The 17,901-nt window shown below is 62.8% G+C and carries 15 protein-coding genes, 1 tRNA gene and 1 other RNA gene; all 17 read left to right on the top strand.

Annotated elements, in window-relative coordinates; all coding sequences use genetic code 11:
- Window positions 1–4: 4 nt before the first annotated feature.
- The 17 genes from AB5Y95_RS01955 (at window position 5) to nuoN (ending at window position 17,723) form a co-directional block, all read left to right on the top strand.
- Window positions 5–92: transfer RNA gene (locus AB5Y95_RS01955), tRNA-Ser, on the top strand.
- 54 nt (window positions 93–146) lie between these two features.
- A non-coding RNA gene (locus AB5Y95_RS01950) (RtT sRNA) lies at window positions 147–275 on the top strand.
- Between the two features lie 424 nt (window positions 276–699).
- The gene (locus AB5Y95_RS01945) at window positions 700–1,458 is read left to right on the top strand and encodes a flagellar motor protein (RefSeq protein ID WP_017780023.1); all 759 of its coding nucleotides are present in this window, start codon (window positions 700–702) and stop codon (window positions 1,456–1,458) included.
- Complete coding sequence (locus AB5Y95_RS01940; RefSeq protein ID WP_042008159.1) at window positions 1,433–2,311, top strand: flagellar motor protein MotB; 879 nt, start codon at window positions 1,433–1,435, stop codon at window positions 2,309–2,311. The genes AB5Y95_RS01945 and AB5Y95_RS01940 overlap by 26 nt, the downstream gene beginning before the upstream one ends.
- A 258-nt stretch (window positions 2,312–2,569) precedes the next feature.
- Window positions 2,570–2,974, top strand: coding sequence for an NADH-quinone oxidoreductase subunit A (locus AB5Y95_RS01935; RefSeq protein WP_005299842.1), 405 nt, complete (start codon window positions 2,570–2,572; stop codon window positions 2,972–2,974).
- A gap of 29 nt (window positions 2,975–3,003) precedes the next feature.
- Window positions 3,004–3,678 carry an NADH-quinone oxidoreductase subunit B family protein gene (locus AB5Y95_RS01930; protein WP_005299840.1) on the top strand — a complete coding sequence of 225 codons (675 nt, stop codon included), beginning with the start codon at window positions 3,004–3,006 and terminating at the stop codon, window positions 3,676–3,678.
- A gap of 2 nt (window positions 3,679–3,680) precedes the next feature.
- A complete protein-coding gene (gene nuoC, locus AB5Y95_RS01925) occupies window positions 3,681–5,486 on the top strand; it encodes an NADH-quinone oxidoreductase subunit C/D (protein WP_368159412.1) in 1,806 nt (601 codons plus the stop codon).
- A gap of 61 nt (window positions 5,487–5,547) precedes the next feature.
- Window positions 5,548–6,090, top strand: a complete 543-nt coding sequence (gene nuoE / locus AB5Y95_RS01920; RefSeq protein ID WP_368159411.1) for an NADH-quinone oxidoreductase subunit NuoE — start codon at window positions 5,548–5,550, stop codon at window positions 6,088–6,090.
- Window positions 6,087–7,454: an NADH-quinone oxidoreductase subunit NuoF gene (gene nuoF / locus AB5Y95_RS01915; protein WP_368159410.1), complete on the top strand. Its 1,368-nt coding sequence runs from the start codon at window positions 6,087–6,089 to the stop codon at window positions 7,452–7,454. The genes nuoE and nuoF overlap by 4 nt, the downstream gene beginning before the upstream one ends.
- Window positions 7,455–7,522: 68 nt before the next feature.
- Window positions 7,523–10,252 carry an NADH-quinone oxidoreductase subunit NuoG gene (gene nuoG, locus AB5Y95_RS01910; protein WP_368159409.1) on the top strand — a complete coding sequence of 910 codons (2,730 nt, stop codon included), beginning with the start codon at window positions 7,523–7,525 and terminating at the stop codon, window positions 10,250–10,252.
- Window positions 10,249–11,217 carry an NADH-quinone oxidoreductase subunit NuoH gene (nuoH, locus tag AB5Y95_RS01905; protein WP_005299829.1) on the top strand — a complete coding sequence of 323 codons (969 nt, stop codon included), beginning with the start codon at window positions 10,249–10,251 and terminating at the stop codon, window positions 11,215–11,217. The genes nuoG and nuoH overlap by 4 nt, the downstream gene beginning before the upstream one ends.
- 128 nt (window positions 11,218–11,345) lie before the next feature.
- Window positions 11,346–11,888, top strand: a complete 543-nt coding sequence (gene nuoI, locus AB5Y95_RS01900; RefSeq protein ID WP_005299827.1) for an NADH-quinone oxidoreductase subunit NuoI — start codon at window positions 11,346–11,348, stop codon at window positions 11,886–11,888.
- Window positions 11,889–11,898: 10 nt separating this feature from the next.
- Window positions 11,899–12,450: an NADH-quinone oxidoreductase subunit J gene (nuoJ, locus tag AB5Y95_RS01895; RefSeq protein ID WP_010634277.1), complete on the top strand. Its 552-nt coding sequence runs from the start codon at window positions 11,899–11,901 to the stop codon at window positions 12,448–12,450.
- Window positions 12,447–12,755: an NADH-quinone oxidoreductase subunit NuoK gene (gene nuoK, locus AB5Y95_RS01890; RefSeq protein ID WP_005299823.1), complete on the top strand. Its 309-nt coding sequence runs from the start codon at window positions 12,447–12,449 to the stop codon at window positions 12,753–12,755. The genes nuoJ and nuoK overlap by 4 nt, the downstream gene beginning before the upstream one ends.
- Window positions 12,752–14,599 (top strand): NADH-quinone oxidoreductase subunit L, encoded by a 1,848-nt coding sequence (gene nuoL, locus AB5Y95_RS01885; RefSeq protein WP_215269351.1) that lies wholly within the window; start codon window positions 12,752–12,754, stop codon window positions 14,597–14,599. The genes nuoK and nuoL overlap by 4 nt, the downstream gene beginning before the upstream one ends.
- A 78-nt stretch (window positions 14,600–14,677) precedes the next feature.
- The gene (gene nuoM, locus AB5Y95_RS01880) at window positions 14,678–16,198 is read left to right on the top strand and encodes an NADH-quinone oxidoreductase subunit M (protein WP_139751920.1); all 1,521 of its coding nucleotides are present in this window, start codon (window positions 14,678–14,680) and stop codon (window positions 16,196–16,198) included.
- A 61-nt stretch (window positions 16,199–16,259) separates the two neighbouring features.
- A complete protein-coding gene (gene nuoN, locus AB5Y95_RS01875) occupies window positions 16,260–17,723 on the top strand; it encodes an NADH-quinone oxidoreductase subunit NuoN (RefSeq protein ID WP_368159408.1) in 1,464 nt (487 codons plus the stop codon).
- Window positions 17,724–17,901 lie beyond the last annotated feature (178 nt).

Raw genomic sequence — 17,901 nt, 5'->3', positions numbered from 1 at the left:
ATTTGGTGAGGTGTCCGAGTGGCTGAAGGAGCACGCCTGGAAAGTGTGTATACGGCAACGTATCGAGGGTTCGAATCCCTCCCTCACCGCCAAATTTTAAAGAACCGACCTGATGGTCGGTTTCTTGCTTTGGGGAAGAATTATCAGCTCATGTCGAAGAGGGAGGGTGAGAACCCTCGCCGGGTTCGAGCAGAGCAGCTTGCTGCGATGAACGGCCGCAGGCCGCCCCGAAGGGGTGAGCCACGCAGTGGCGAATCATCCCTCCCTCACCGCCAAATCTTAAAAAACCGACCTGATGGTCGGTTTTTTGCTTTCAGACTCTGACGAAAGCGGCCCTCTCACCCAGCGTCAAGCAGGCCGGCAGCCACTCTCTATCCTCCAGGCAGTCCTGCTGGCTATGACCCGCCCCATGGCGCACCGCCCATTTGAACGGCCAACCTGATGGCTGATTGTGGCATTCCGCCGCCAGCTCGCCTCTGCAGCCAAGCGCCTCAAACGCAAGACCACAGCACCGCCAAATACCCTCTGCTGGCAGCAACGTCCACCTTGGTGGCACACCCCTTTCCAGCCGGAAAACACCTCTCCCAGGCGGCAGCTGACGCTGACGCGCGTTATTGCTCACCGATTGGATATCATTTTGAAAAACTGATACTTAAGTAGCTACACTAGCCATTATCAATCTTCAGGGATGCGTAATAAATGAGCTTAATCGGCCTGGTTCTGGCATTGATCGCCATTCTGGGCGGCAACATGATCGAGGGCGGCCACCCCAGCGCCCTGCTCGATCTGCCCGCCTTCCTCATCGTGATCGGCGGTACTATCGGTGCCGCTCTGACCCAGTTCCCCTTCTCCGTCGTCGGCAGCACCCTCAAGCGTTTCAAGTGGTTGCTGACCCCTCTCAAACTCGACATGCAGGAGCAGGCCGAGTTGTTGGAGAACCTGGCGGGCAACGCCAGGCGCAGCGGCATGCTGGCCCTGGAAGGGATGATCGACGACATCAAGGATCCCTTCCTGCAAAAGGGGGTACAGATGATGGTCGACGGTTACGAGAAGACCAAGATCCACGAGGTGCTGGAGAACGAGATCGAGTTCGAGCAGGAGGACCTCGAGCAGACCGTCAAGTTTTATGAGGCCATGGGGGGTTATTGCCCGACCATGGGGATCGTGGGGGCAGTATTTGGCCTCATTCACGCCATGGGCCTGCTGGATGCCCCGGACAAGCTGGGGGGCGCCATTGCGGTGGCCTTCATCGCCACCATCTACGGGGTTTCGGCCGCCAACCTCATCTTCCTGCCCTTCGGCAACCGCTACAAGGCCTTTGCCCACCAGATCCGCCACTACAAGGAGATGACCCTGACCGGCATCCTCTGCATCGTGGACGGCGAATCCCAACAACGTCTGCAAGTCACCCTCGAACCCTACTTAGGAGGCCATGGTGGCAAAAAAGAAAAAGGCTGAGGCGCCGGAGAACCACGAACGTTGGCTGGTCTCCTATGCCGACTTCATGACCCTGCTGTTTGCCCTGTTCGTGGTGCTCTACTCCTTCGCGATGGCCAAGCAGTCTGAAACCCGGGTACTGATCCAGGGCTTCATCGAATCGCTGGGTAAAATAGGCCTGATCTCTCCTCCCGCCGGTTCACCGGTCATGCAAGGGGGGACCGGCATTCTCGAGCCGGAATCCAAGACCACCCCGAGCAGCCCCGAGAAGGAGACGGTGCTGGAGAAAGATGCCCCCGCGGCGGCCTCGGATCCCTTCAACGAGACCATAGGCGCCTCTGAGAAACCGAGTGCGACGGAGTCCTGGCCTCACAAAACCAAGGAACAAGAGTGGGTGCAGGTCACCAAGAAGAAGCTGGAACAGCAGCTCAAGGCACAGATTGAATCCAAGGATCTGGAGGTGGAACAGCTCGGCAGCCAGCTGGTGATCCGCATCGGTGAGAAGGCGCTGTTCCCGGCCGATTCCGCCTTCCTGCAGCCCCAGTTCATTCCGCTGGTCAACAAGATCTCCGGCATTCTGGCGGATATCCCGGGCAAGGTGGTGGTGACCGGCCACACCGACAACACCCAGGCGCCGGTGGAACTCTATCGCAGCAACTGGGAGCTGTCGGTGCTGCGCTCGGCTTCCATCGTGCACACCCTGCTCACCAACCCCAAGCTCGATGCCTCCCGGGTCATCGCCCAAGGGGTGGCCGATGCCCAGCCCCGCTATCCCAACGACACCCCGGAACACCGGCAGGCCAACCGCCGGGTCGAGATCACCCTCTCCCAGGGCAAGGCCGCCGAAGAGTCCCTCCCCGTCCTCAAGCCCTGATCCAGCAGACCCCGCCCGGCGGGGTCTTGTCTTTCTCGATTAGTTTATTTTTCGAACTGCCCCACGATTTTCCCCCCATCACAAAAGCGAGTGAAAATGATTCTCAAATAGGAACATTGACCCCGCTTGCAAAATACGATTTTCCTCCCGCTGATTAATAATTAATCCCCTGAAATGACATGTAAATCAGTATCGAAGTGGCATAATACGTAACATCCTTGTTAAGTCTCGTGATTAATTTGGTTAGGGAAAACTCCTATGTTTGCTGATATTGCTGTCCAGCATTGGGCTTTTGCTGTCTATGTAGTTGGGGCCATCTGTATCTGCCTGATCATGATCGGCCTGGCAGCCCTGCTGGGAGGCCGCGCCTACGGCCGAGCCAAGAACAAGCCCTTCGAATCAGGCGTGGACTCCGTGGGCAATGCCCGTCTGCGCTTCTCCGCCAAGTTCTATCTGGTTGCCATGTTCTTCGTCATCTTCGACGTGGAAGCGCTCTATCTCTTTGCCTGGTCTGTCTCCGTTCGGGAGAGCGGCTGGGTCGGCTTCATCGAGGCCACCATCTTCATCTCCTTGCTGCTGGTAGGACTCATCTACCTGTGGCGCATTGGCGCCCTCGACTGGGCACCGAAAAAACGCGTCCTGACCGACAAGAAGCCAGACTGAATTACTGATTATCCCTTTGAGGTTGCACCATGAAGTACACCCTGACCCGGATTGACCCGGATGCGCCGGTTGAGCGCTACCCCCAGGAACAGCGCCAGACCGTCGAGGATCCCCTGGCTCAAGAGGCCTCACGCGGCATCATGATCGGGCGCCTCGAAGAGGTGCTGCAAGACACTGTCAACTGGGGCCGCAAGAACTCCCTCTGGCCTTACAACTTCGGTATCTCCTGCTGCTACGTAGAGATGTGTACCGCCTTCACCTCCCCCCATGATGTGGCCCGCTTCGGAGCCGAAGTCATTCGAGCCTCACCGCGCCAGGCCGATTTCATGGTCATCGCCGGCACCCCCTTCATCAAGATGGCCCCGGTCATCCAGCGTCTGTATGAACAGCTGCTCGAACCCAAGTGGGTCATCTCCATGGGTGCCTGCGCCAACTCCGGCGGCATGTACGACATCTACTCGGTCGTTCAGGGCGTCGACAAGTTCCTGCCGGTCGACGTCTATATTCCGGGTTGTCCACCCCGTCCCGAGGCATTCCTGCAGGCGCTGATGTTGCTGCAGGACTCCATCGGCAAGGAGCGCCGTCCGCTCTCCTGGGTGGTTGGCGATCAGGGCATCTATCGCCCTCAAATGCCTGCCGAGAAGGACCGCAAGCGTGGCGAGCGGATCAACGTCACCAACCTGCGCACGCCGGATGAGATCTGACCATGAAACTGACTCGAGAATTTCCCAGCAACTACGCCATGGCCCAGTGGCAACCGAGTGATCACAAAGACGCTCAGGTAGTCGGCGAGCTGTTTGCCCATTTCGGTGCCGAACGCTTCACCATCCAGAATACCCGCACCGGCGTGCCGGTGGTCTGGCTCTCCCGCGAGCTGCTGCTGGATGTGATGGGGTTCCTTAAAAAGCTCCCCTCCCCGTTCGTGATGCTGTTTGACTTGAGCGCCACCGACGAGCGGATGCGCAGCCATCGTCACGACCTGCCCGACAGCGACTTCACCGTCTTCTATCACCTCATTTCCATCGATCGCAACGCCGACCTGATGTTGAAGGTGCCGCTCAAGGAGGGGGATCTGACGCTGCCCACCGTCAGCCGCCACTTCCCCAATGCCAACTGGTATGAACGGGAAGTGTGGGATCTGATAGGCATCAACTTCGACGGTCACCCGCACCTGACCCGCATCATGATGCCCAAGAGCTGGCAGGGTCACCCGCTGCGCAAGGATTATCCGGCGCGCGCCACCGAATTCGATCCCTTCATGCTCGATGCCGCCAAGCAGGACATGGAGCAGGGCAACCTGATGTTCAAGCCGGAAGAGTGGGGCATGAGCCGCGGCAACGAGAACGAGGACTACATGTTCTTGAACCTGGGCCCCAACCACCCCTCCGCCCACGGCGCCTTCCGCCTGGTACTGCAGCTCGATGGCGAGGAGATCCGCGACTGCGTGCCCGATATCGGCTATCACCACCGCGGTGCCGAGAAGATGGGCGAGCGCCAGTCCTGGCACAGCTACATCCCCTACACCGACCGGGTCGAGTACTTAGGCGGCGTGATGAACAACCTGCCCTACGTGCTGGCGGTCGAGAAGCTGGCCGGCATCAAGGTGCCACAGCGGGTCGACATGATCCGGGTGATGCTGGCTGAGCTGTTCCGCATCCAGAGTCACCTGCTGTTCATCGGTACCTATATCCAGGACGTGGGCGCCATGACCCCGGTCTTCTTCACCTTCACCGACCGGCAGCGGATTTACACCATCATCGAGGCCATCACCGGCGCCCGCATGCACCCGGCCTGGTTCCGCATCGGCGGCGTGGCCCATGATCTTCCCGTCGGCTGGCAGCGACTGGTGCAGGACAACCTGCTGAGCTGGCTGCCCAAGCGGCTGATGGACTATGAGAAGGCCGCCATGCGCAACAGCATACTGCGTGGCCGCACCATCGGCGTCGCCGCCTACAACACCGAACAGGCGCTGGCCTGGGGCACCACGGGCGGCGGTCTGCGCGCAACCGGCCTCAACTTCGACGTGCGCAAGTGGCGCCCCTACTCCGGCTACGATCAGTTCGAATTCGAGGTACCGGTCGGTGCCAACGGCGATGCCTACGATCGCGCCCTGGTGCGCATCGAGGAGATGCGCCAGAGCATGCGCATCATAGAGCAGTGCATGAAGAACATGCCGGAGGGGCCGTTCAAGGCGGATCACCCGCTCACCACGCCGCCGCCCAAAGAGCGCACCCTGCAGGACATCGAGACCCTGATCACCCACTTCCTGCAAGTGTCGTGGGGCCCGGTCATGCCGGCCGCCGAGTCCTTCCAGATGATCGAGGCGACCAAAGGGATCAACAGTTATTACCTGACCAGCGATGGCTCCACCATGAGCTACCGGACCCGGATCCGCACCCCGAGCTTTGCTCACCTGCAACAGATCCCCTCGGTGATCCGTGGCCAGATGGTGTCGGACCTCATCGTCTATCTGGGCAGTATCGATTTCGTTATGTCGGATGTGGACCGTTGAGTAACGGCTGTTACCAAGACCCGTTACACGACAACAAGAACAAGCCACAAAAGGTTATGCCATGAGCCAGCAATGTCAGTGCCAACACAATCCGTCCCCGCAGGGACAGAGTTCATGCCAGGGCAAGGGGAACGATTTCGTCCTGAGCCAGGCAGAACGCGATGCCATCGAGCATGAGAAACACCACTACGAAGATCCCCGTGCCGCCAGTATCGAAGCGCTCAAGATAGTGCAGCAGGCCCGCGGCTGGGTACCTAACGGTGCCATCCACGCCATCGCCGCCGAGCTCGGTATCCCCGCCAGCGACGTGGAGGGGGTCGCCACCTTCTACAGCCAGATCTTCCGCCAGCCGGTCGGTCGCCACATCATCCGCGTCTGCGACAGCATGGTCTGCTACATCAACGGCCACGAGCAACTGCTGGCCGGCCTGAAAGAGGTGATGAACCTGGCCCCCGGCCAGACCTCCGCCGACGGCCGCTTCACCCTGCTGCCGGTCTGCTGCCTCGGCAACTGCGACAAGGGGCCGGCGCTGATGATCGACGATGACACCTACGGTGGGCTCGACGCCGTCAGCCTGCTCAAGACCCTGGAGGCTTACCCATGAGTCTGGCATCCCTTGGTACCGCCAACCGCATCGCCCGCGCCGCCGAGACCCATCCCCTCACCTGGCGGCTGCGCGACGACGGCCAGCCGGTCTGGCTGGATGAATACCAGAGCAAGCAGGGTTACGATGCGGCCCGCAAGGCGCTGGGCCATATGAGCCCTGATGAAATCGTCGGCACCGTCAAGGATGCCGGCCTCAAGGGCCGCGGCGGCGCCGGCTTCTCCACCGGCGTGAAGTGGGGCCTGATGCCCAAAGACGAGAGCATGAACATCCGTTACCTGCTCTGCAACGCCGACGAGATGGAGCCGAACACCTACAAGGATCGGCTGTTGATGGAGCAACTGCCTCACCTGCTGATCGAGGGGATGATCATCTCGGCCAAGGCTCTCAAGGCCTACCGTGGCTACATCTTCCTGCGCGGCGAGTACGTCGATGCCGCCACCAACCTGCGCCGGGCGGTAGAAGAGGCCAAGGCCGCCGGGCTCCTTGGCAAGAACATCCTGGGCTCGGGCTTTGACTTCGAGCTGTTCGTCCACACCGGCGCCGGCCGTTACATCTGCGGCGAAGAGACGGCGCTCATCAACTCCCTGGAAGGGCGGCGCGCCAACCCGCGCGCCAAACCCCCCTTCCCCGCTGTTTCCGGCGTCTGGGGCAAGCCGACCTGCGTCAACAACGTCGAGACCCTGTGCAACGTCCCCGCCATCATCGGCAACGGTGTGGCCTGGTATCAGGGGCTGGCGCTGCCGGGTTCGGAAGATCACGGCACCAAGCTGATGGGCTTCTCCGGCAAGGTCAACAACCCCGGCCTGTGGGAGCTGCCGTTTGGCATCACCGCCCGCGAGCTGTTCGAGAACTACGCCGGCGGCATGAAGCCCGGCTATCGCCTGAAAGCCTGGCAACCGGGCGGGGCCGGTACCGGCTTCCTGCTGCCCGAACACCTGGATGCCCAGATGTATGCCGGCGGCATCGGCAAGGTTGGCACCCGGATGGGCACGGGCCTTGCCATGGCGGTGGATGACAGCATCAACATGGTCTCCCTGCTGCGCAACATGGAAGAGTTCTTCGCCCGCGAGTCCTGCGGCTGGTGCACTCCCTGCCGCGACGGCCTGCCCTGGAGCGTCAAGCTGCTGCGCGCGCTGGAGCGAGGCGAGGGTCAGCCTGGGGATCTCGCCACCCTGGAGCAGCTGGTCAGCTTCCTCGGCCCGGGCAAGACCTTCTGCGCCCATGCCCCTGGCGCCATCGAGCCGCTGGGCAGTGCGATGAAGTATTTCCGCTCCGAATTCGAGGCCGGCGTCAAGGCGCCGCAGGATAGTCACAAGCAGCTCAAGGGTATCCAGCCCAACCTGCTGGGCGAGCGCTGGTAAGGCGCCCAGTGCGCCCGCAGAACCGGCGCGAGCCACAGAATTTATCTCATTGAAGTCAGGGAAGTTGTATGGCCACCATTCATGTAGACGGTAAAGAGTTCGAGGTAGACGGGGCAGATAACCTGCTGCAAGCCTGTCTCTCCCTTGGGCTGGACGTCCCCTATTTTTGCTGGCACCCGGCGCTCGGTAGCGTCGGCGCCTGCCGCCAGTGTGCGGTGAAGCAGTATCAGAATGCCGACGACAAGCGCGGCCGCCTGGTCATGTCCTGCATGACCCCCTCCACCGATGGCACCTATATCTCCATCGAGGATGAAGAGGCGAAGGAGTTCCGCAAGACGGTGGTGGAGTGGCAGATGACCAACCACCCCCACGACTGCCCGGTGTGTGAAGAGGGTGGAGCCTGCCACCTGCAGGACATGACGGTGATGACCGGCCACAACAGCCGGCGCTACCGCTTCACCAAACGCACCCACCAGAATCAGGATCTGGGTCCCTTCATCAACCACGAGATGAACCGCTGCATCGCCTGCTATCGCTGCGTCCGTTACTACAAGGATTACGCCGGCGGCGAGGATCTCGGGGTCTACGGCGCCCACGACAACGTCTACTTCGGCCGGGTCGAGGATGGCACCCTGGAGAGCGAGTTCTCCGGCAACCTGGTGGAGGTCTGCCCCACCGGCGTGTTCACCGACAAGACCCACTCCGAGCGCTACAACCGCAAGTGGGACATGCAGTTCGCCCCCAGCATCTGCCAGGGGTGCTCGGTCGGCTGCAACATCAGCCCGGGTGAGCGTTATGGCGAGCTGCGCCGCATCGAGAACCGCTTCCACGGCGCCCTGAACCACTACTTCCTGTGTGACCGCGGCCGCTTCGGCTACGGCCACGTCAATCTGACCGACCGCCCGCGCCAACCCCTGCTGCAGGATGGCAATGACAAGCTGGCCATCACGGTGGACGGTGCCCTGAACCGGGCCGCCGACGCCCTGCGCACCGCCAGTGGCGTCATCGGCATCGGCTCGCCCCGGGCGTCGCTTGAGAGCAACTTCGCCCTGCGCGAACTGGTGGGCGCCGCCAACTTCTACAGCGGCGTCGAGCAAAGCGAATGGGAGTGCCTGCAGAAAATGCTGCAGATCCTGCAGCACGGTGGTGTGCGCACCCCCAGCCTGCGCGACATGGAAGAGGCCGACGCCGTGCTGGTGCTCGGCGAAGATGTCACCCAGACCGCCGCCCGCATTGCCCTGGCCCTGCGTCAGGCAGTCAAGGGCAAGGGCCGTGAAATCGCCCGCAAGCTGAAGGTGGATCTGTGGCAGGTCGCCGCGGTGCAGACCCTGGCCCAGAACGAGCGCTACCCGCTGCTGATCACCAGTCTCGACACCACCCGACTGGACGACGTGGCGAGCGGCACCCTGCACGCCCCCCACGCGGATCAGGCGCGCCTGGGCTTCGCCATCGCCCATCTTCTTGATGGCAGCGCCCCTGCCCTGACCGATCTCGCCCCCGAACAGCAGGCCCTGGCCGCCAGCTGGGCCGCGCTGCTCGGCAACGCCAGGAAGCCGCTCATCATCGCCGGCACCGGTGCCCGCAGCCAGGCGCTGCTTGAGGCGGCCAGTAACATCGCCCGCGCCCTCAAGGGCCGTGGCCAGGCCGTGGAGCTCGCCCTGGTCGCCCAGGAGACCAACAGCCTGGGGCTGGCCATGCTGGCCGGCAATGCCGCCCCGCTGGAAGCCGCCCTCGAGCGTATCGAAAGAGAAGAGAAGCTCGCGCTGGTGATGCTCGAGAACGATCTCTACCGCCGCGCACCGCGCAGCCGCGTCGATGCCGCCATCGACCGTCTGCAGCACCTGCTGGTGGTCGACCATCAGGACACCGGCACCGCCCAGAAGGCGGACCTGGTGCTGCCTGCCGCCAGTTTCGCCGAGGCAGACGGTACCCTCATCAACATGGAAGGCCGCGCCCAGCGCTTCTTCCAGGTTTATGCCCCCGCCTTCTACGACGCCGACATCCAGGTGCGCGAGAGCTGGCGCTGGCTGGCCGCCCTGCAAGGGGCACTGGATCGCAAACCGCTGCGCTGGAACACCTTCGACGAGGTGAGCAGTGCCTGCGCCGCCAGCGCTCCGCTGCTGACCAGCATGCGCGAGGCCGCGCCCAACGCCGGTCTGCGCATCCGCGGCATGAAGCTCGCCCGCGAGCCGCACCGCTACAGTGGCCGCACCTCCATGCTGGCGGATCAGAACGTGAGCGAGCCCAGAGTCGCCCAGGACCCCGACTCACCCTTCAACTTCTCCATGGAAGGCTACGCCGGTGCCCGCCAGCCGCTGCAACAGGTGCCGTTCGCCTGGGCGCCGGGCTGGAACTCCCCGTCCGCCTGGAACAAGTTCCAGGACGAGGTGGGTGGCAACCTGCGCGCCGGGGATCCCGGTCGCCGTCTGCTGGAAGCGGGTGAGGACAGCCTCGGCTGGTTCGACACCATTCCCGCCCCGTTCAGTGCCAAAGAGGCGCTGCAGGTGGTGAGCTATGACCAGCTGTTTGGCGGCGAAGAGCTCTCTGCCAGAAGCCCGGTCATCCAGGCCCGCATGAGCGAGCCCGTGCTGGTGCTGAACCCGGCCGACGCCAACCGTCTCTCCCTCCGTGCCGGCAGCCAGGTCGCCTTCTCCTGGGGTGGCCACCACTGGCGGCTGACCCTGCGTCTGAGCGAGCATCTGGCTGCCGGTCTGGTGGGTCTGCCGCTTGGTGTCAACGGTCTGCCGACCGCCCTGCACCAGCAATATCTCGCCAACCTGCAGGAGGCCATCGCATGAGCGACTCTCTGATCGATCTGTTGCTGGAGATCGGCAAGGCATTGATCGTGCTGGTGGGGATCGTGGGGGCCGGCGCCTTCATGAGCTTCATCGAGCGCCGTTTGCTGGCGCTGTGGCAGGATCGTTACGGCCCCAACCGGGTAGGCCCCTTCGGCCTGCTGCAGCTGGCGGCCGACATGATCAAGATGTTCTTCAAAGAGGACTGGATCCCGCCCTTCGCCGATCGCCGGATCTTCGTGCTGGCCCCCATCATCGCCTTTACCGCCTTCATTCTGGCGTTTGCGGTGGTGCCGATCACCCCCACCTGGGGCGTGGCCGATCTCAACGTGGGACTGCTCTACATCCTGGCCATCGCGGGGCTGGCAGTCTATGCCGTGCTGTTCGCCGGCTGGTCGAGCAACAACAAGTACTCCTTGCTCGGCAGCCTGCGCGCCTCGGCCCAGACCCTCTCCTACGAGGTGTTCCTCGGCCTCTCCTTGATGGGCATCGTCATCCAGACCGGCAGCTTCAACCTGCGGGATATCGTGGAAGCCCAGGCAGGACTGTGGAACATCATCCCCCAGTTCCTGGGCTTCATCACCTTCCTGTTTGCTGGCGTCGCCGTCACCCACCGCCATCCGTTTGACCAGCCGGAAGCCGAGCAGGAGCTCGCTGACGGTTATCACATCGAGTATGCGGGCATGAAGTGGGGTCTGTTCTTCGTGGGTGAGTACATCGGCATCGTGCTGATCTCTTCGCTCATCGTGACCCTGTTCTTCGGTGGCTGGCACGGCCCCTGGCTGCCGCCCTTCATCTGGTTTGCCCTGAAGACCGCCTGCTTCATGGTGTTCTTCATTCTGCTGCGGGCCTCTCTGCCCCGCCCGCGCTTTGACCAGGTGATGTCGTTTGGCTGGAAAGTCTGCCTGCCGCTGACCCTGCTCAACATGCTGGTCACCGGCGCCGTGGTGCTGATGAATGCGCAGTGAGGCCCCGATGGACAGAAAAATTGTGATGCCGTTTGGCTGGAACGTCTGCTTGCCCGCCGCCCTGCATCCCGCTCGGGATGCAGCCGCTACGGGCTGTGGTGCTGATGAATGTGCAGTGAGGCACGACTATGAAAATTATTAACATCATCAAGGGTGTCGGCACCCAGTTACGCAGCCTGGGCATGGTGTTCTCCCATGCCTGGCGCCCCCGCGAGACCCTCAACTACCCGGAGCAGGCCGTCTATGCGGCGCCTCGCTATCGCGGCCGCATCGTGCTGACTCGCGACCCGGACGGCGACGAGCGCTGCGTGGCCTGCAACCTGTGTGCGGTGGCCTGCCCGGTTGGCTGCATCTCTCTGCAAAAATCCGAGCGGGAAGATGGTCGCTGGTACCCTGAGTTCTTTCGCATCAACTTCTCCCGCTGCATCTTCTGTGGCCTGTGCGAAGAGGCCTGCCCCACCACCGCCATCCAGCTGACGCCGGATTTCGAGATGGGCGAGTACCGCCGCCAGGATCTGGTGTACGAGAAGGAAGATCTGCTGATCAGCGGGCCCGGCAAGTACCCGGACTACAACTTCTATCGCATGAGCGGGATGGCCATCGACGGCAAGCCGAAAGGGGATGCCGAGAACGAAGCCAAGCCCATCGATGTCAAGAGCCTGCTGCCCTGAGGAGTCAATCATGGAACTGGCATTCTATGCCGCGGCCCTGGTCGCCATTTACAGCACGCTGCGGGTGATCAGCACCAGCAATCCGATGCACGCGCTGCTCAATCTCATCATCTCCCTCATCGCCGTGGCCATGATCTTCTTCTGCCTGGGCGCCGCCTTCGCGGGCGCCCTGCAGGTGATCGTCTACGCGGGCGCCATCATGGTGCTGTTCGTGTTCGTGGTGATGATGCTGAACCTGGGCTCGGCCCAGGATCAGGAGAAGCACTGGCTCACTCCCACCACCTGGGTGGGCCCGGGCCTGCTTTCGCTCATTCTGCTCGGCTTTCTGGCCTACGGCATTCTCGGGGTCACCGGCGGTGAACTCGGTCTGACCGACGTCAGTGCCAAAGCGGTCGGCATCGCCCTGTTCGGTCCTTACGTGCTGGCGGTGGAGCTCGCCTCCATCCTGCTGCTGGCGGGTCTGGTCACCGCCTATCACCTTGGCCGCGAAGACAAGAGCGGCGAGGTACTCTCGGTGCCCCGCACCCCGGCTCGTCCATCACAAGAAGGAGGTCAGCAATGAATGGCATCCCCATGGAGCACGGACTGCTGCTCGCCGCCGTGCTGTTCTGCATCGGCCTGTGCGGCCTGCTGATCCGCCGCAACTTGCTGTTTATCCTCATGAGTATCGAGATCATGATGAACGCCTCGGCACTGGCATTCGTGGTGGCTGGCAGCCGCTGGGCCCAGGCCGATGGCCAGATCATGTACATACTGGTGATTTCTCTGGCGGCAGCGGAGGCCAGTATCGGCCTCGCCCTGTTACTGCTGCTCTATCGTCGTTACCACACCCTCAACGTGGACACTGTGAGCGAGATGCGCGGATGAGCCTCCTATACCTGACTTTTCTGTTTCCGCTGCTGGGATGGCTGGTGCTGGCCTTCTCCCTCGGTCGTTTCGGCGAGCGCACCTCGGCGCTCATCGGCGTCGGCAGCATAGGGTTGTCGGCCCTCACTACCCTGTGGGTCGGCATTGATTTTCTCAACACCATGCCGGCGGGCGGCGTCTATACCCAGACCCTGTGGCAGTGGATCTCGGTGGGCAGCTTCAGCCCCAGCTTCCGCCTGGCACTGGACGGCCTGTCGCTGACCATGCTGGGCGTGGTCACCGGGGTGGGCTTCTTCATCCACCTGTTCGCCTCCTGGTACATGCGTGGGGAAGAGGGTTATTCGCGCTTCTTCACCTACACCAACCTCTTCATCGCCAGCATGCTGTTCCTGGTGCTGGCCGATGACCTGCTGTTCGTGTATCTGGGCTGGGAAGGGGTGGGTCTGTGCAGCTACCTGCTGATCGGCTTCTACTACAAGGATCGCAACAACGGCGCCGCCGCCCTCAAGGCGTTCGTGGTGACCCGGGTCGGCGACGTCTTCCTCGCCATCGGCCTGTTCATCCTCTATCGCGAGCTCGGCACCCTCAACATCCATGAGCTGCTGGTGCGCGCCCCCACCCTGTTTGCCGAAGGCTCCCCCGCCCTGTCGCTGGCCTGCCTGATGCTGCTCGGCGGCGCCGTCGGCAAATCGGCCCAGCTGCCGCTGCAGACCTGGCTGGCGGATGCCATGGCGGGCCCGACCCCAGTCTCGGCGCTGATCCACGCGGCCACCATGGTAACCGCCGGTGTCTATCTCATCGCCCGTACCCACGGTCTGTTCCTGCTGGCCCCCGAGATCCTGCATCTGGTGGCGCTGGTCGGTGCCATCACGCTAGTGCTGGCAGGCTTTGCCGCCCTGGTGCAGACCGACATCAAGCGGATCCTGGCCTACTCCACCATGAGCCAGATCGGCTACATGTTCCTGGCCCTCGGCGTTGGTGCCTGGGAAGGGGCCATCTTCCACCTGATGACCCACGCCTTCTTCAAGGCGCTGTTGTTCCTCTCCGCCGGTGCCGTGATCGTCGCCACCCACCACGAGCAGAACATCTTCAAGATGGGGGGCCTGCGCAAGAGCCTGCCGCTGGTCTATGCCTGCTTCCTGGTAGGGGGCTCGGCCCTGGCCGCGCTGCCGCTGGTGACCGCCGGTTTCTACAGTAAAGACGCCATCCTGTGGCAGGTGCAGGCCAGTGGCCAGAGCGCCCTGCTGTGGGCCGGTCTGGGTGGTGCCTTCCTCACCTCCCTCTACACCTTCCGCCTCATCTTCATCGCCTTCCATGGCGAGGCGAAGACCGAGGCTCATCCCGGCCACGGTCTCGCCCACCAGCTGCCACTGCTGGTGCTGATGGTGCTCTCCACCGGCATCGGCGCCCTGATCGTGCCGCCGCTGGCGGGGGTACTGCCGGCGGGTCCGGGGGATCACATCGAAGAGGGGCGCCACGCGCTGGAGATCACCTCCGCCGTCATCGCCATCGCCGGCATCGCCCTGGCCGCTTTCCTGTTCCTGGGCGAGCGCCGCCTGGCCAGCAGCATAGCCAACAGCGCACCGGGCAAGTTGCTCAGCACTCTCTGGTTCAATGCCTGGGGCTTTGACTGGCTTTACGATCAGCTGTGGGTCAAGCCCTATCTGCTGGCGACCCGGTTGCTCGGCAAGGATCCGCTGGACTGGATGATGAACCTGCCGGCCTGGCTGGCCCAGAGCGGCCACCAGTTGCTGGCATGGACCGTTTCCGGCAAGTTGCGCTGGTATGCAGCCTCCATGGGGATGGGCGCCGCCCTGATCCTGGCCCTGCTGCTGCTCGGCTGATCCCGTGATGCAGCCCCTGAACTCGCAGCAAGCCCACGGGCCTGCACAGTGACTAGAACATAGACGAGAGCTGATATCGTGACCTTACTCTGGATCTTGTTAATACCCTTCATCGGCGGTCTGCTCTGTTGGCAGACCGAGCGATTCGGCGAGTACTTCGTACGCTGGGTCGCCCTGTTGTCGATGAGCGCCTGCCTGCTGCTCGCCTGCGCCATCTGGTGGAGCGGTGACTTCACCCTGGCAGCCCAAGGCGGCGTGCCCGTCTGGGCCGCCGAACTGCAACTGCCCTGGATCCCCCGCTTTGGCATCTCACTGCACCTGGCGGTGGATGGCTTGTCGCTGCTGATGGTGATCCTCACCTGCTTCATCGGCGTGCTGGCCATCCTCTGTTCCTGGAAGGAGATAGTGCAGCGCATCGGCTTCTTCCACCTCAACCTGCTGTGGATTTTGGGTGGCGTACTCGGCGTCTTCATGGCGCTGGACCTGTTCCTCTTCTTCTTCTTCTGGGAGATGATGCTGGTACCGATGTACTTCCTGATTGCGCTGTGGGGCCACTCGGTCACCGACGGCAAATCCCGGATCAACGCCGCCACCAAGTTCTTCATCTACACCCAGGTCAGCGGCCTCATCATGCTGGTCGCCATCCTGGGCCTGGTGCTGACTCACCACGCCGCCACCGGCGTGTTCACCTTCAACTATCAGGACTTGCTGAACACTCCGATGAACGAGGGGGTGCAGTGGCTGCTGATGCTGGGCTTCTTCATCGCCTTCGCGGTCAAGATGCCGCTGGTGCCGCTGCACGGCTGGCTGCCGGATGCCCACAGCCAGGCACCGACCGCGGGTTCCGTGGACTTGGCGGGGATCCTGCTCAAAACCGCCGCCTACGGTCTGCTGCGCTTCGCCTTGCCACTCTTCCCCGAGGCATCCGCCGAATTTGCCCCCTACGCCATGGTGCTGGGCCTCATCGGCATCGTCTACGGCGCCATCGTGGCGTTCGCCCAGACCGACATCAAGCGGCTGGTGGCCTACACCAGCATCTCCCACATGGGCTTCGTGATGATCGCCATCTATTCGGGCAGCGAGCTGGCCCTGCAGGGTGCCGTGGTACAGATGATCGCCCACGGTCTCTCCGCCGCCGGCCTCTTCATCCTGTGCGGTCAGCTCTACGAGCGTCTGCACACCCGAGACCTGCGCCTGATGGGCGGGCTGTGGGGTCGTCTGCGCTACCTGCCCGGCGTGATGCTGTTCTTCTCGGTCGCCTCTCTGGGGATGCCGGGCACCGGCAACTTCGTCGGCGAGTTCCTGATCCTCATCGGCAGCTTCCAGGTTGCCCCCGTGCTCACCATCATCGCCACCTTCGGGCTGGTACTGGCCTCGGTCTACTCCCTCATCATGCTGCAGCGCGCCTGCTTCGGTACCCCCAAGGACGAGAGCGTCCTCAAGGGGCTCGACAGCCGCGAGCTGGTGATGATGATGACCATCGCCGGTCTTTTGGTGCTGCTCGGTGTCTATCCCCAACCAGTGCTCGACACCGCGGGCAACAGCCTGCTGAGCGTGCTGCACTGGTACGCCCTGCCCTTCGCAGGAGCATTGCAATGAGAGTGACCGCTGTTAAACCGCTGGCCCTGTTGCCTTCCTTGTCCATTACAGGAGCACTGCAATGACCTTCACCGCTTCGCAACTGCTGGCCCTGCTGCCCCTGTTGCTGACAACCGGGGCCATGGTAGCCCTGATGCTGGCCATCGCCTGGAAACGGTGCGATGACACCGCCTTCGTGGTCACCATCGCCGGTCTCAACCTGGCGCTCTTCTCCCTGCCCATCGTGATGGCGCAAGGCGATCAGGGGGTCACCCCGCTGCTGCAGATCGATGGCTACGCCGTCTTCTACATGGGCCTGGTGCTCATCGGCGCCCTGGCGACCTGTACCTTCGGCCGCTCCTGGCTCAAGGGCTATCCGGACAACCGGGAAGAGTTCTACCTGCTGCTACTGATCGCCACCGCCGGTGGCCTGGTGCTGGCCGGCTCACGTCACCTCGCCTCCCTGTTCATCGGGATCGAGATGCTGACCCTGCCGATGTTCGGTCTGGTGGGCTACGCCTATCGCGAGCGCCACTCGCTGGAGGCCAGCATCAAGTACATGGTGCTCTCCGCCGCCGCCACCGCCTTCCTGCTGTTTGGCATGGCGCTGCTCTATGCCCAGGCAGGGAGCCTCAGCTTCAGCGATCTGGGGCTGACCCTGGCCACCACCCCGGCCCACCACCCGCTGCTGATGGGCGGTCTGGGTCTGATGCTGGTCGGCTTTGCCTTCAAGCTCTCCCTGGCACCGTTCCACCTCTGGACCCCGGACGTGTACGAAGGGGCACCGGCACCGGTGGCCACCTTCCTCGCCACCGTCAGCAAGATCGCGGTGTTCTGCGTGCTGCTGCGCTTCTACCTGGCGGTGCCCGCCGCCGCGGATCCCATGATCCACTGGCTGCTGGCCGCCATGGCGGTGGTCTCCATCGTCGTCGGCAACCTGCTGGCCCTGCTGCAGACCAACATCAAACGGATGATGGGTTACTCCTCCATCTCCCACTTCGGCTACCTGCTGGCGGTGATCGTGGCGAGCCGTCTCGGCCAGATGCCGGTGGAAGCGGCAGGCGTCTATCTGCTGATGTACCTGTTCACTAGCCTGGGGGCCTTCGGCGTCATCAGCATGATGTCCAGCCCCTATCGCGGCAAGGATGCGGACTCCCTGCACAGCTACCGCGGCCTGTTCTGGCGTCGCCCCTACCTGACTGCCGTGCTGACCGTGATGATGCTCTCGCTGGCCGGTATCCCCATGACGCTCGGCTTCATCGGCAAGTTCTACCTGATCGGGGTGACCGTCGATGCCAAGCTGTGGTGGCTCTCCGGCGCCATCGTGCTCGGCAGTGCCCTGGGTCTCTACTACTATCTGCGGGTCATGGTCACCCTCTACCTGCGCGAGCCCGGCATGCAGCTGCGCGACGCCAAGGGGGACTGGGCCATCACCTCCGGTGGTCTGGTGGTGCTGCTCTCCGCCGCGCTGGTGGTGGCACTGGGTCTCTATCCCCAGCCGGTCATCAGCCTGGTGCAGGGCTTCCAGAACGTGGTGCTGCGCTGATTTCACTCCACTTCAAAAACCGGCCCAAGTGGCCGGTTTTTTTATCTGCCCAGAGCGGGATGTCCGCTCAGCCATCTCAAATTTATCTGCCTTTATAACGGCTTATAAGCGCTTATCGGACACGACCGGGTATCCACCTCGCCCGGCTTGCTGATATATTGGCCATTGGCAGGAAAGG

This window comes from Aeromonas sp. R5-3, from assembly GCF_040908225.1.
In the GTDB taxonomy this organism is placed as follows: domain Bacteria; phylum Pseudomonadota; class Gammaproteobacteria; order Enterobacterales; family Aeromonadaceae; genus Aeromonas; species Aeromonas dhakensis.
Note: the sequence above shows the minus strand (reverse complement) of the source record. Positions and strands in the feature narration are given on the sequence as shown.

Coding starts and splice junctions, on each gene's coding strand:
- nuoL (WP_215269351.1), top strand. CDS start 12,752: ATGAGCCTCCTATACCTGACTTTTCTGTTTCCGCTGCTGGGATGGCTG.
- AB5Y95_RS01930 (WP_005299840.1), top strand. CDS start 3,004: ATGAAGTACACCCTGACCCGGATTGACCCGGATGCGCCGGTTGAGCGC.
- nuoI (WP_005299827.1), top strand. CDS start 11,346: ATGAAAATTATTAACATCATCAAGGGTGTCGGCACCCAGTTACGCAGC.
- AB5Y95_RS01945 (WP_017780023.1), top strand. CDS start 700: ATGAGCTTAATCGGCCTGGTTCTGGCATTGATCGCCATTCTGGGCGGC.
- nuoH (WP_005299829.1), top strand. CDS start 10,249: ATGAGCGACTCTCTGATCGATCTGTTGCTGGAGATCGGCAAGGCATTG.
- nuoK (WP_005299823.1), top strand. CDS start 12,447: ATGAATGGCATCCCCATGGAGCACGGACTGCTGCTCGCCGCCGTGCTG.
- nuoC (WP_368159412.1), top strand. CDS start 3,681: ATGAAACTGACTCGAGAATTTCCCAGCAACTACGCCATGGCCCAGTGG.
- nuoE (WP_368159411.1), top strand. CDS start 5,548: ATGAGCCAGCAATGTCAGTGCCAACACAATCCGTCCCCGCAGGGACAG.
- nuoJ (WP_010634277.1), top strand. CDS start 11,899: ATGGAACTGGCATTCTATGCCGCGGCCCTGGTCGCCATTTACAGCACG.
- nuoF (WP_368159410.1), top strand. CDS start 6,087: ATGAGTCTGGCATCCCTTGGTACCGCCAACCGCATCGCCCGCGCCGCC.
- AB5Y95_RS01935 (WP_005299842.1), top strand. CDS start 2,570: ATGTTTGCTGATATTGCTGTCCAGCATTGGGCTTTTGCTGTCTATGTA.
- nuoN (WP_368159408.1), top strand. CDS start 16,260: ATGACCTTCACCGCTTCGCAACTGCTGGCCCTGCTGCCCCTGTTGCTG.
- AB5Y95_RS01940 (WP_042008159.1), top strand. CDS start 1,433: ATGGTGGCAAAAAAGAAAAAGGCTGAGGCGCCGGAGAACCACGAACGT.
- nuoG (WP_368159409.1), top strand. CDS start 7,523: ATGGCCACCATTCATGTAGACGGTAAAGAGTTCGAGGTAGACGGGGCA.